This window comes from Pseudoduganella plicata (genome assembly GCF_004421005.1).
Taxonomy (GTDB): Bacteria; Pseudomonadota; Gammaproteobacteria; order Burkholderiales; family Burkholderiaceae_D; genus Rugamonas; species Rugamonas plicata.
Genome location: NZ_CP038026.1, coordinates 2910058 through 2922123, shown reverse-complemented (window position 1 = coordinate 2922123; position 12066 = coordinate 2910058). Strand labels below are relative to the sequence as shown.

11 protein-coding genes and 1 pseudogene are annotated in these 12066 nt (G+C 66.4%); 11 read left to right on the top strand and 1 reads right to left on the bottom strand.

Features of this window, described 5'->3' with window-relative positions; translation table 11 throughout:
* The 11 genes and pseudogenes from paaD to E1742_RS12650 all read left to right on the top strand — a co-directional run bounded on the left by paaD (nt 1) and on the right by E1742_RS12650 (nt 10723).
* Nucleotides 1–540, top strand: coding sequence for a 1,2-phenylacetyl-CoA epoxidase subunit PaaD (gene paaD / locus E1742_RS12695; RefSeq protein ID WP_134385299.1), 540 nt, complete (start codon nt 1–3; stop codon nt 538–540).
* A gap of 4 nt (nt 541–544) precedes the next feature.
* Entirely contained in the window at nt 545–1624 is a 1080-nt protein-coding gene (gene paaE, locus E1742_RS12690) for a 1,2-phenylacetyl-CoA epoxidase subunit PaaE (protein WP_134385298.1), read from the top strand.
* Between the two features lie 21 nt (nt 1625–1645).
* Nucleotides 1646–2443 (top strand): annotated as a pseudogene (paaG, locus tag E1742_RS12685) (2-(1,2-epoxy-1,2-dihydrophenyl)acetyl-CoA isomerase PaaG); the annotation flags it as partial.
* A gap of 1 nt (nt 2444) precedes the next feature.
* Nucleotides 2445–4001, top strand: a complete 1557-nt coding sequence (paaH, locus tag E1742_RS12680; protein WP_229466760.1) for a 3-hydroxyacyl-CoA dehydrogenase PaaH — start codon at nt 2445–2447, stop codon at nt 3999–4001.
* Entirely contained in the window at nt 3994–4443 is a 450-nt protein-coding gene (gene paaI / locus E1742_RS12675) for a hydroxyphenylacetyl-CoA thioesterase PaaI (RefSeq protein WP_134385296.1), read from the top strand. Before paaH ends, paaI begins: the two co-directional genes overlap by 8 nt.
* Nucleotides 4444–4467: 24 nt before the next feature.
* Nucleotides 4468–5790, top strand: a complete 1323-nt coding sequence (gene paaK, locus E1742_RS12670) for a phenylacetate--CoA ligase PaaK (RefSeq protein WP_134385295.1) — start codon at nt 4468–4470, stop codon at nt 5788–5790.
* 18 nt (nt 5791–5808) lie between these two features.
* Entirely contained in the window at nt 5809–7014 is a 1206-nt protein-coding gene (pcaF, locus tag E1742_RS12665) for a 3-oxoadipyl-CoA thiolase (protein WP_134385294.1), read from the top strand.
* Nucleotides 7015–7018: 4 nt separating this feature from the next.
* Nucleotides 7019–7621 carry a phenylacetic acid degradation protein PaaY gene (locus E1742_RS12660; protein WP_134385293.1) on the top strand — a complete coding sequence of 201 codons (603 nt, stop codon included), beginning with the start codon at nt 7019–7021 and terminating at the stop codon, nt 7619–7621.
* Between the two features lie 79 nt (nt 7622–7700).
* The gene (gene paaZ / locus E1742_RS12655; RefSeq protein WP_134385292.1) at nt 7701–9746 is read left to right on the top strand and encodes a phenylacetic acid degradation bifunctional protein PaaZ; all 2046 of its coding nucleotides are present in this window, start codon (nt 7701–7703) and stop codon (nt 9744–9746) included.
* Nucleotides 9747–9896: 150 nt separating this feature from the next.
* Nucleotides 9897–10277, top strand: coding sequence for a hypothetical protein (locus E1742_RS26160; protein ID WP_166793472.1), 381 nt, complete (start codon nt 9897–9899; stop codon nt 10275–10277).
* Nucleotides 10169–10723, top strand: a complete 555-nt coding sequence (locus E1742_RS12650) for a DUF2846 domain-containing protein (protein WP_134385291.1) — start codon at nt 10169–10171, stop codon at nt 10721–10723. Before E1742_RS26160 ends, E1742_RS12650 begins: the two co-directional genes overlap by 109 nt.
* A 72-nt stretch (nt 10724–10795) precedes the next feature.
* Here the strand turns inward: E1742_RS12650 and E1742_RS12645 are convergent, their stop codons facing one another.
* Nucleotides 10796–12019: a M24 family metallopeptidase gene (locus E1742_RS12645; protein WP_276528550.1), complete on the bottom strand. Its 1224-nt coding sequence runs from the start codon at nt 12017–12019 to the stop codon at nt 10796–10798.
* Nucleotides 12020–12066 lie beyond the last annotated feature (47 nt).

The following is a 12066-nucleotide window of genomic DNA, read 5'->3' as shown; positions in this document are numbered from 1 at the left end:
ATGTCCCCCGCTGTCGCCACCCGGCTGACGGAAGAGCAGGTCTGGACCTGGCTGGCCGACGTGCCGGACCCGGAAATCCCCGTCATCTCCGTCGTCGACCTGGGCATCGTGCGCGCCGTGCGGATCGAAGGGGAAGCCGTCAGCGTGACGATCACGCCGACGTATTCCGGCTGTCCGGCGATGCAGGTCATCGACGAGGCGGTGCGCGCCGCATTGCGCGAGCACGGCGTGGGCAACGTCACCATCGTCACGCAGCTGTCGCCGGCATGGACGACGGACTGGATGAGCGACGCCGGCAAGGCCAGGCTGAAAGGCTATGGCATCGCGCCGCCCGCCCAGCAGGTGATCGACATCTCGGGCCTGCGGGGCGGCCTGGCCGCAGCGGTATCCCGCCGCGCCGCGCCGCCGCCTGTCGTGGCCTGCCCGTACTGCGGCTCGACGCATACGGAGCTGACCAGCCAGTTCGGCTCCACGCCATGCAAGGCCCTGTACAAATGCCGCGATTGCCGCGAGCCGTTCGATTACTTCAAGTGCCACTGACATCATGAGCAAATTCCATCCGCTGCCCGTAGCGAAGGTGCATAACGAAACCCGCGACTGCATTGCCGTCACGTTTGCCGTGCCGCCCGAGCTGCAGGACAGCTTCCGCTTCCAGCAGGGCCAGCACCTGACCCTGCGCGCGCTGGTCGGTGACGAAGACTTGCGCCGCTCGTACTCGATCTGCTCGGCGGTGCAGGACGGCTGCCTGCGCGTGGCCATCAAGCGCACACAGGGCGGTGCGTTCTCCACGTGGGCCAACGAGAACCTGAAAGCGGGTCACGTCGTCGACGTGATGCCGCCGATGGGGCACTTCAACGTGCCGCTGGACGCCTCGCAAGCGAAAAACTATCTCGCGTTCGCGGCCGGCAGCGGTATCACGCCGATCCTGTCGATCGTCAAGACGACTTTGCTGACGGAGCCGCAGAGCCGCTTCACGCTCTTTTACGGCAACCGTGCCTCGTCGTCCGTCATCTTCAAGAACGAACTGATGGAGCTGAAGGACACGTATCTGGAGCGCCTGAACATCGTCTACGTGATGAGCCGCGAACAGCAGGACATCGACCTGTTCAACGGCCGCATCACGAAGGAAAAGACGCAGCAGTTCCTGCAGCACTGGATCGACATCGCCGACTACGACACGGCATTCATCTGCGGCCCGGAGGACATGATGCATGGCGTCTCGGAAGCGCTGCAGGAAGCGGGCATGCCGAAATCGAACATCAAGGTCGAGCTGTTTGCCGCATCCATTCCGAAGCACCAGCACAAGGCGCGCGCGCTCGACGCCCAGGCGGCCCAGCACCTGACGGAAGTGACGGTGATCCAGGACGGCAACGCCGCCACGTTCACGATGGAGAAGGACAAGGAATCCATTCTGGACGCGGGCCTGCGCGCCGGCCTGGAAATGCGTTACTCATGCAAGGGTGGCGTATGCTCGACGTGCCGCTGCAAGGTTGTCGACGGCAAGGTCGATATGGACGTGAACTATGCGCTGGAAGACTACGAGATCGCGCGCGGCTTCGTGCTGAGCTGCCAGAGCTTCCCGGCCACGGACAAGGTCGTCATCGACTTCGACCAGGCGGAATAAAGATCAAACGGAGGAGACACCGTGAACGAACAAAAAACCTACGATAACATCCTGTTCACCATCAAAGGCGGCATCGCCCAACTGACGCTGAACCGCCCGGATAAACTGAACAGCTTCACGCAGGCGATGCACCTGGAAGTGCGCGACGCGTTCGAGCGTATCCGCGCCGACAAATCCGTGCGCGTGCTGGTGCTGACCGGCGCCGGCCGCGGCTTCTGCGCGGGGCAGGACCTGTCCGACCGCGCCGTGGAGCCAGGCGCCAAGGGCGTCGACCTGGGCGACTCCGTCGAAAAATTCTACGCGCCACTGGTCCTGGCCATCAAGGCATTGCCGATGCCCGTCATCTGCGCCGTCAACGGCGTGGCGGCCGGCGCCGGGGCGAACCTCGCGCTGGCGTGCGACATCGTGCTGGCCGCGAAGTCGGCGTCGTTCATCGAAGCGTTCTGCAAGCTGGGCCTGATCCCGGATACGGGCGGCACGTGGCACCTGCCACGGCTGATCGGCCACGCCCGCGCGATGGGTCTTGCCATGCTGGGCGAGAAGCTGACGGCGGACCGCGCCGAGCAGTGGGGCCTGATCTGGAAGGCGCTGCCGGACGAAACCCTGATGACGGAAGCGCTGGCGCTGGCCGAGCACTTCGCCTGCGCGCCAACGAAAGGCCTCGCCTTCACCAAGCACGCCATCCACCAGAGCTATGCCAACAGCCTGCCCGAGCAACTGAAGCTGGAAGCGGAGATGATGCGCGAGCTGGGCAACAGCCACGATTACCGCGAAGGCGTCGATGCCTTCATCGCCAAGCGCACGCCGCACTTCAAGGGGAATGATGACCGTCAAACTGGAACCGGGCAGCGTCATCGCCGTCATCGGCAGCGGCGCCATGGGCGCCGGCATCGCGCAGGTCGCGGCCGCCGCCGGGCACACCGTCAAGGTGTACGACACCCGTCCGGACGCCATTACCATCGCGCTGGCCGGCATCGGCACCATCTACAGCAGGCTGGCGGACAAGGGCAGGATGACGCACGCGGAGGCCGACGCCGCCCGCGCCCGGCTGCACGGCGTGTCGTCGCTGGCCGACGTGGCCGATGCGGCCCTCGTGGTGGAAGCCATCGTCGAGGACCTGGACGTGAAACGTGGTCTGTTCGCGGAATTGGAAGGCATTGTCGCGGAGGATGCGATCCTGGCCTCGAACACGTCGTCGATTTCGATCACGGCCATCGGCGCCAAGCTGCGCCGGCCGGGCCGCCTGGTCGGCATGCACTTCTTTAACCCGGTGCCTTTGATGCAGCTGGTCGAAGTCATTTCCGGCGTGGCTACCGATGCGGCGGTCGCGCAGGCGGTCTACGACACGGCGGCCAGCTGGGGCAAGAGCCCCGTGCACGCGAAATCCACGCCCGGCTTCATCGTCAACCGCGTGGCGCGGCCGTTCTATGCCGAAGGCTGGCGCCTGCTGCAGGAACAGGCAGCCGATGCCCCGACCATCGATGCCGTGCTGCGCGAGGCGGGGGGCTTTCGCATGGGTCCATTCGAGCTGATGGACCTGATCGGGCACGACGTCAATTATTCCGTGACCCGCTCCGTGTTCGACGCCTACTACGGCGATCCGCGCTTTGCGCCATCGGTGCTGCAGCAGGAGCTGGTCAATGCCGGCTACCTGGGCCGCAAATCGGGGCGGGGCCTGTATCCGTACGGCGCCAATGCCGCGCCGCAGCCGGTGCGCACGGAATCGGCGCTGGCGCGTCCCGAATTCGTCGGCCACAGCCTGGAAGCAGGTGCGGACGGCCGCCAGACGGCGGCGATGCTGGGGCGCCTCCGTGCGCACGGGATCGACGTCCACCAACGCCATTCGGCCGAAGGCCACCAGCACGAAGCGCCGGCGTTCCACTGCAATGGTGCCGCCATCTACCTGACGGACGGGCGCACGGCAACGGAACGCGCCCGCGCCAACCGGCACGACGACACGGTGGTGTTCGACCTGGTCTTCGACGCCGCTACGGCCACGCGCATCGCCGTTGCCGCCGCCGACCAGTGCAGCCTGGCCGCCTTCAACAGCGCCGTCGCGCTGTTCCAGGCAGCCGGCTTTGCCGTCACGCGGCTGGACGACGTGCCGGGCCTGGTGGTCATGCGCACTGTCGCCATGCTGGCCAACGAGGCGGCCGATGCCGTGTACCAGGGCGTGTGCAGCGCCGCCGCGGCCGATACCGCCATGCAGAAGGGCGTGAACTATCCGCGCGGACCGCTGGCGTGGGCCGATGCGGTCGGCGTCGGCCACGTCGTCACGGTGCTGGAAAACCTGGCTGCCAGCTATGGCGAAGACCGTTACCGCGTGTCGCCGCTGTTGCGCCGCCGCCAGGCGGCAGGAAAGAACATCCATGCGTGATGCCGCGATGACGACACCTGATACGCTGGCGCAGGCGGCGGGTGCCGCGATGTTCGCCCGCGACACGGCCAGCCAGGGACTCGGGATGACGCTGGACGAGATCCGCCCCGGCTACGCGCGCATGTCGATGCGCATCCGGCCCGATATGCTCAACGGCCACGGCACCTGCCACGGCGGCTTTATTTTCACGCTGGCGGACAGCGCGTTCGCGTTCGCCTGCAACAGCCATAACCTCGTGACCGTGGGTGCCGGCTGCACCATCGATTATCTGGCGCCCGGACGCCAGAACGACCTGCTCACCGCCGAAGCGGTCGAGCGGGCGCTCGCCGGCAAGACCGGCATCTATGACGTCAACGTCATCAATCAGGATGGCCGCATCGTCGCCACTTTCCGGGGCAAGTCGCACCGGATCGGCGGCGAAGTGGTCCCTGTCCAGGCTTGAAGTAAAGACCAGGAGGAGGCACCCATGGTGCAACGCCAACCCGCGCCAGCGGATCTGGAACCGATCGAACGCGCCAGCCGCGACGAACTGCAGGCGCTGCAACTGCAGCGGTTGCGCAAGTCGCTGCGGCACGCCTACGACAACGTCGCGCACTACCGCGCCGCGTTCGATGCAAAGGGCGTCCATCCGGACGACCTGAAAACGCTGTCCGACCTTGCCAAATTCCCGTTCTCGGACAAGAAGACGCTGCGCGACAACTACCCGTTCGGCCTGTTCGCCGTGCCGCGCGAGCAGGTGGTGCGCATCCACGCGTCGAGCGGCACCACCGGCAAGGCGACAGTGGTCGGCTACACGAAAAACGATATCGACATGTGGGCCGACATGGTGGCGCGCTCGATCCGCGCCGCCGGCGGCCGCGCCAGCGACATGGTGCACATCTCGTACGGCTATGGCCTCTTCACTGGCGGTCTGGGGGCGCACTATGGCGCCGAGCGGCTGGGCTGCACCGTCGTGCCGATGTCCGGCGGCCAGACTGAAAAGCAGGTGCAATTGATCCAGGACTTCAGGCCCTCGATCATCATGGTCACGCCGTCGTACATGCTCAACATCATCGAAGAGTTCCGGCGCCAGGGGCTGGACGCGGCCGAGTCGTCGCTGAAGGTCGGCATCTTCGGCGCGGAGCCGTGGACGGGCGCGATGCGCGGCGAGATCGAGCAGCGCGCCGGCATCGACGCGGTCGACATCTACGGCCTGTCGGAAGTGATCGGCCCCGGCGTCGCCAGCGAGTGCATCGAGAGCAAGGACGGCCCCGTCATCTGGGAAGACCATTTTTATCCCGAGATCATCGACCCGGAAACGGGCGAGGTGCTGCCGGACGGCTCGGAGGGTGAGCTGGTCTTCACGTCGCTGACGAAGGAGGCGATGCCCGTCATCCGCTACCGCACCAAGGATCTGACCCGCCTGCTGCCGCCCACGTCGCGCGCGATGCGCCGCATGGACAAGATCACTGGCCGCTCGGACGACATGCTGATCATCCGCGGCGTCAACGTATTCCCCACGCAGATCGAGGAACTGATCCTGAAAATGCCCCAGCTGGCGCCGCAGTACCAGCTGATCGTGACGCGCGACGGCCATCTCGACAAGCTCGATGTCGTCGGCGAGCTGCGCCCCGAAATCACGGGCACGCTGACGGACAACGCCGTCGACAGCCTGGCGCGGGAACTGGAACATCACATCAAGACCTATGTCGGCGTCACCACGAAGGTACGCCTGCTGGCCGCCGACAGCATCGAACGCACGCAGACCGGCAAGGCCAGGCGCGTGCTGGACAAGCGACCGAGAAACTGAGCACGGAGAATACAAACCATGAACGAAGCCTATATTTGCGACGCCATCCGTACCCCTTTCGGCCGCTATGGCGGCGCCCTGGCGGGCGTCCGCGCGGACGACCTGGCCGCGCTGCCCATTGCTGCGCTGATCGAGCGTAACCCCGGCGTCGACTGGTCGCAGGTCGACGACGTGCTGGTCGGCTGCGCCAACCAGGCGGGCGAGGACAACCGCAACGTGGGCCGCATGGCCGCGCTGCTGGCGGGACTGCCGCCTGCCGTGCCGGCCAATACGATCAACCGCCTGTGCGGCTCCAGCCTGGACACCATTGGCACGGCCGCCCGTGCCATCAAGGCCGGGGAAGCCCACCTGATGATTGCCGGCGGCGTGGAAAGCATGACGCGCGCGCCGTTCGTCATGGGCAAGGCCGATACGGCGTTCTCGCGCACCGCGAAGATCGAGGACACGACGATCGGCTGGCGCTTCGTCAATCCGCGCATGAAGGAGCAGTACGGCATCGATTCCATGCCGGAGACGGCGGAAAACGTGGCGCAGCAGTTCAATGTGAACCGCGCTGACCAGGATGCGTTCGCGCTGCGCAGCCAGCAGCGCTGGGCCGCCGCGCACGAGGCGGGGCTGTTCAAGGCGGAGATCGTGCCTGTCACGCTGCACTCGAAAAAGGGCGAGTCGAAGGTATTCGACACCGACGAGCATCCCCGTCCCGACACATCGATCGAACAGCTGGCAAAGCTGAAGGGCGTCGTCAAGGCCGACGGCACCGTCACGGCCGGGAACGCGTCCGGCGTCAACGACGGCGCCTGCGCCGTGCTGCTGGCGTCAAGCAAGGCCGTCGAGCAGTATGGCCTGAGACCGCGCGCCAAAGTGCTGGGCATGGCCACGGCGGGCATCGAGCCGCGCATCATGGGCTTCGCTCCCGCGCCCGCGTCGAAAAAGCTGCTGGCGCAGCTGGGCCTGACGATAGACCAGATGGACGTCATCGAACTGAATGAAGCCTTTGCCGCGCAGGGCCTGGCCGTCACGCGCGACCTGGGACTGCCGGACGACGCGCCGCACGTCAATCCGAACGGTGGCGCCATCGCCCTGGGCCACCCGCTGGGTGCCTCCGGCGCACGGCTCGTCACGGCCGCCGTCAACCAGCTGGAGCGCACGGGCGGGCGCTATGCGCTCTGCACGATGTGCATCGGCGTGGGGCAGGGCATCGCCCTCGTGATCGAGCGGGTCTGAGGACATGGTCAAGGTCTACGAGATCAACGGCATCCGGCCCGTCGTCCATCCGAGTGCGTACGTACACCCGAGCGCGGTGCTGATCGGCGACGTGATCGTCGGCCCGCGCTGCTACGTCGGCCCGCTGGCCTCGCTGCGCGGCGACTTCGGCCGGCTGGTGCTGGAAGAGGGCTGCAACCTGCAGGACACGTGCGTGATGCACGGTTTTCCGGGCGCGGACACGGTCGTCGAAGTGGACGGCCACATCGGCCACGGTGCCGTGCTGCACGGCTGCCGCATCGGCCGCAATGCACTGGTGGGCATGAATGCCGTCGTGATGGACAACGCCGCCGTCGGTGCCGAGAGCATCGTGGCGGCCATGTGCTTCGTCAAGGCGGGCATGGAGATCCCGCCGCGCAGCATGGTGATCGGCACCCCCGCGCGCATCGTGCGCGAGGTGACGGATGCGGAACTGGCGTGGAAGAACGTTGGCACCGGCCAGTACCATGAACTGGCGGTGCGCTCGCTGGAGACGATGCGCGAAGTCGAGGCGCTGGCGGCGCCCGAGCCGGGCCGCCAGCGCATGCAGTGGGAAAGCTCGCTGCCGCTGCACCAGGTAAAAAGATAATGGGGACGGACACCTGCCTCGGGGTCTTCGACCCTGAGGCGGGTGCCTGTCCCCGACGTACAAGCAATCGGAGACCCAAATGACCACCACCCTGCAAAGCTACATCGCCGGCCGCTGGCACGGCAAGGAAGCGCACACGCCGCTGCACAGCGCTCTGCACAACCAGCTGATCTATCACACCCACGCCGAAGCCATCGACTTCGCCGAAGCGGTCGACTATGGCCGCAGGACCGGCGTGCCGGGGCTGATGAAGCTGGACTTCCAGGGGCGCGCGGCAACGCTGAAGGCGCTGGCGCTGTACCTGATGGAGCGCAAGGAAGAGCTGTACCACATCTCGCACCTGACCGGCGCCACGCGTCCGGACAGCTGGGTGGACGTGGAAGGCGGCATCGGCACCCTGTTCGCCTATGCCAGCATGGGCAGCCGCGAGCTGCCGTCATCCAACGTGCTGCACGAAGGGCCGGCCATCGCGCTGGGCAAGCGGGGCGGCTTCGCCGGCACCCACATCCTCGTGCCGAAGGGCGGCATCGCGGTGCACATCAACGCGTTCAACTTCCCCATCTGGGGCCTGCTGGAAAAATTCGCGCCCAGCTTCCTGGCCGCGATGCCGTGCATCGGCAAGCCCGCCACGGCAACGAGCTACCTGACGGAGGCGCTCGTGCGCATGGTGCACGAGTCGAACCTGCTGCCGGCGGGAGCATTACAACTCGTGATCGGCAGCACGGGCGACCTGCTGGATCGCCTGACCGGTTTCGATGCCGTGACGTTCACCGGCTCGGCCGACACGGCGGCGAAGCTGCGCAGCAACCGTCACCTGATTGCCAACTCGGTGCCGTTCACGGCGGAGGCGGACTCGCTGAACTGCGCGATCCTGGCCCCGGACGTGACCCCAAGCGATCCGGAGTTCGACCTGTTCGTCAAGGAAGTGGCGCGGGAGATGACGGGCAAGGCGGGCCAGAAATGTACGGCAATCCGCCGTATCATCGTGCCGCGGCAGCAGGCCGACGCCGTCGCGGAGCGCCTGCGCGACCGTCTGGCGAAGGTCACCGTGGGCGACCCGTCGGTCGACGGCGTGCGCATGGGCGCGCTGGCGTCAAAAGACCAGCAGCGCGACGTGGCGGCGCAGGTCGAGCGGCTGCTGGCGGGGAACGAGCTGCTGTACGGCCGTCCGGATGAACTGAGACTGGTCGGCGACGGTGTCCACGACGGTGCCTTCTTCTCGCCGACATTGGTCATGTGCCGCAACGCGATGGACAACGATGCCGTGCACGACGTGGAAGCGTTCGGTCCTGTCAGCACCCTGATGACGTATGACGGCATCGACGAAGCGCTGGCGCTGGCGGCCCGCGGCAAGGGCAGCCTTGTGTCCACGCTGGTGACGAAGGACCCGGCCACGGCCGCCTATGCGGTGCCGATGGCCGCGGCCCACCACGGCCGCGTGCTGGTGCTGGAGCGCGAGGCGTCCGTCGATTCGACCGGCCACGGCTCGCCGCTGCCGCAACTGAAGCACGGCGGCCCGGGGCGCGCCGGCGGCGGCGAGGAACTGGGCGGCATCCGCGCCGTGAAGCACTTCCTGCAGCGCGCCGCCGTGCAGGGATCGCCGACGATGCTGTCGGCGATCACGGGCGAGTACGTACGCGGCGGCGCGGTGCGTGAAAGCGACGTGCACCCGTTCCGCAAGCACTTCGAGGACCTGCAGGTGGGCGACTCGCTGCTGACGCACCGCCGCACGGTCAGCGAAGCGGACATCGTCAACTTCGGCGGCGTCTCGGGCGACTATTTCTATATGCATTTCGACGAGATCGCGGCAAAGGATACGCAGTTCGGCAAGCGCATCGCGCACGGCTACTTCGTGCTGTCGGCCGCTGCCGGCCTCTTCGTCTCGCCGGCGCCGGGCCCCGTGCTGGCCAACTACGGCCTGGACAACCTGCGCTTCATCACCCCCGTCGCCATCGGCGACACGATCCGCGCCCGCCTGACGTGCAAGCGCAAGGTGGACCGCAACCGCAAGGACGACAAAGGCATCGGCCAGGGCGTCGTCGCGTGGGACGTGCAGGTGACGAACCAGAACGACGAGCTGGTGGCCAGCTATGACATCCTGACTCTCGTGTCGAAGCGGACCTGAGGAGCTGGGACGGGCACCTCGCGAGGTGCCCGTCCCGGGCCCGAGAAGCCGATGTTCGCCGCCCGTTGCGCCGCCGAACGCTAGAGTCCGGCCTCCAAAGTGATAATTCGATAGATTTCACTGCTTCAAAAAGAGTAGCATTCGGGCATCATGAAAATGCCTGCTCTCTTCATTGCCGCGACGCTGCTCCTTGGCGGTTGCACTGGCGCTGTCCGTCACACGCCGGTGTCTTTGAGCCCGTCCGCCGCGGCCACGACACCTGTCGTGCTGGCGCGCAGCGCTGTCGTGACGTTCGATTCCGGCTACGCGCGGCCCATCAACGCAGGTAGCCGCTGGGCGCTGGCGGGCACCATTGCTCAGGGTACGGTATATCGCCCGGTCGGTGATGTCTTTACCGTCGAGGGCGCGCATATTCATGAGGCATGGCTGGTCCTCGACAGGGACCAACTGGTGGGCTTCTACCTGCCGGCCGAACGCGGTTTTTCGCCGTTGCGCACGCCGCTGTCACTCCACTTACAAAACCAGGGATAACAAATGAAAAGCATTCTGAAACTGGGCGCCATCGCCCTGCTGGCGCGCTGACGGGTTGCGCTGCCACCGGTCCGAAATTTGACGAACAGCAGGCGAACACGCCGAAGCTGGCCGCCGACCAGGGCCGCGTCTACTTCTACCGCGTCAACAGCATGGTTGGCGCCGCCGTCCAACCGGACATCAAGCTGGACGGCGCCGTCGTCGGCGAGTCCAAACCGGGCGGCTACATCTATGCCGACACGTCGGCTGGCAGCCATGAAGCGGGAACGAGCACCGAAGCGACGAACAACCTGTCGTTCGTGCTGGACAAAGGCGAGACCAAGTACGTGCGTACGTCCGTGTCGATGGGCCTGATGGTCGGCCGCGTCAAGCCGGAGCTGGTCGGCCAGGAAGAAGCGCTGAAGGAAATCGCGGAACTGAGCTATATCGGCAAGCCCGCGAAGTAATCGGGCAGGCGAACGCCGGGGCCAGACACCCGTCCCGGGCCGAGCGGCCCGGGACGGGTGTCTGGCCTCTTTTTACGCCGCCAGCCCGAACGGATCGTCGATTGACCGCGCCGGCTGGGTGAACCACGCCGGTCCTTTCGCCGTCATATAAAAATGGTCTTCATGGCGGATGCCGAATTCGCCCGGCACGCAGATCATCGGTTCGTTCGAGAAGCACATGCCCACGTCCAGCGGCGTCGTGTCGCCGCCCACCAGGTACGGCCATTCGTGGATATCCAGGCCGATGCCGTGGCCCGTGCGGTGCGGCAGGCCGGGCAGCTTGTAGCCCGGACCGAAGCCGCTCGAGACGAGCGAGCGACGCGCGGCGGCGTCCACTTCCTCGCATGGCACGCCCAGCTGCGCGGCTTCGAACGCTGCCTGCTGCGCTGCCTTCTCCGCGTTCCAGACGAAGCGCTGGCGTTCACTCGGCTCGCCGTAGACATAGGTGCGCGTGATGTCGGAGATGTAGTTGTGCAGCTTGCAGCCCGTGTCGATCAGCACCGTGTCGCCGGCTTTCAATGTCTGGACGTAGCTGACGCCGTGGGGGAACGCGGTGGCGGCCCCGAACAGCACGATGCAGAAGTACGAGCCAGGCGCGCCAACCTTTCTGTGCGCGCGGGCGATGAATTCCTCCACCTCGACTGTCGTGATGCCTTCGCGCAGGATGCTGGCGGTTGCCACGTGCACCGCCAGGGTCATGTCCATCGCGCGTTGCATCAACGCGATCTCCGCGGCGGACTTGCGGGTGCGGCAGTGCGCCGTCACGGCGCGGGCGTTCTCCAGCCGGTAACCGGCAGCCAGCGGCCGGATGCCGTCGTAGATGAAGAAGGCGGCGCTTTCGCAGATGCCGATGCGCGGCGGCAGGTCCGCGTTGGCCGCAATGCCCATGCGCGCGAGCACGTCGATGAACAGCGCGTAGGGGCTTTCGTGTTCTTCCCAGCAGTTGACCTGGCCCTCGACCAGCATGAAGTCGATCAGTGTGTCGCGCTCGAAGGCGGGGGCGATATATTCCAGCGCGCCCGTGGCCGGCAGGATGGCGCCGACCATGCGTTCGCTGGCATGCCATTTCGTGCCGGTGAAATAAAGCAGGTTGGCGCCGGCGTTCAGGTAGATCGCGGCAATGCCCTGTCGGCGCATGAAGGCTTGCGCGCGCTCGATGCGGGCCAGGTGCTCGTCGCGCGCGATCGGGACGGCGCCCGCTGTCATGTCCGACAGTGCTGCCAATGCTTCGTCCACCGATTTGCCGCCGATTCCGATCGTGCTCATTGCTGCTCCGCTCCATATGTGAAGCGGAAATCATAACA

What these genes read in the sequence shown, in the direction of transcription:
- E1742_RS12650 (WP_134385291.1), top strand. Translation starts at nt 10,169, where the DNA reads ATGGCTGGTCCTCGACAGGGACCAACTGGTGGGCTTCTACCTGCCGGC.
- E1742_RS26160 (WP_166793472.1), top strand. Translation starts at nt 9,897, where the DNA reads ATGAAAATGCCTGCTCTCTTCATTGCCGCGACGCTGCTCCTTGGCGGT.
- paaE (WP_134385298.1), top strand. Translation starts at nt 545, where the DNA reads ATGAGCAAATTCCATCCGCTGCCCGTAGCGAAGGTGCATAACGAAACC.
- paaK (WP_134385295.1), top strand. Translation starts at nt 4,468, where the DNA reads ATGGTGCAACGCCAACCCGCGCCAGCGGATCTGGAACCGATCGAACGC.
- E1742_RS12660 (WP_134385293.1), top strand. Translation starts at nt 7,019, where the DNA reads ATGGTCAAGGTCTACGAGATCAACGGCATCCGGCCCGTCGTCCATCCG.
- paaH (WP_229466760.1), top strand. Translation starts at nt 2,445, where the DNA reads ATGATGACCGTCAAACTGGAACCGGGCAGCGTCATCGCCGTCATCGGC.
- paaZ (WP_134385292.1), top strand. Translation starts at nt 7,701, where the DNA reads ATGACCACCACCCTGCAAAGCTACATCGCCGGCCGCTGGCACGGCAAG.
- pcaF (WP_134385294.1), top strand. Translation starts at nt 5,809, where the DNA reads ATGAACGAAGCCTATATTTGCGACGCCATCCGTACCCCTTTCGGCCGC.
- paaD (WP_134385299.1), top strand. Translation starts at nt 1, where the DNA reads ATGTCCCCCGCTGTCGCCACCCGGCTGACGGAAGAGCAGGTCTGGACC.
- paaI (WP_134385296.1), top strand. Translation starts at nt 3,994, where the DNA reads ATGCGTGATGCCGCGATGACGACACCTGATACGCTGGCGCAGGCGGCG.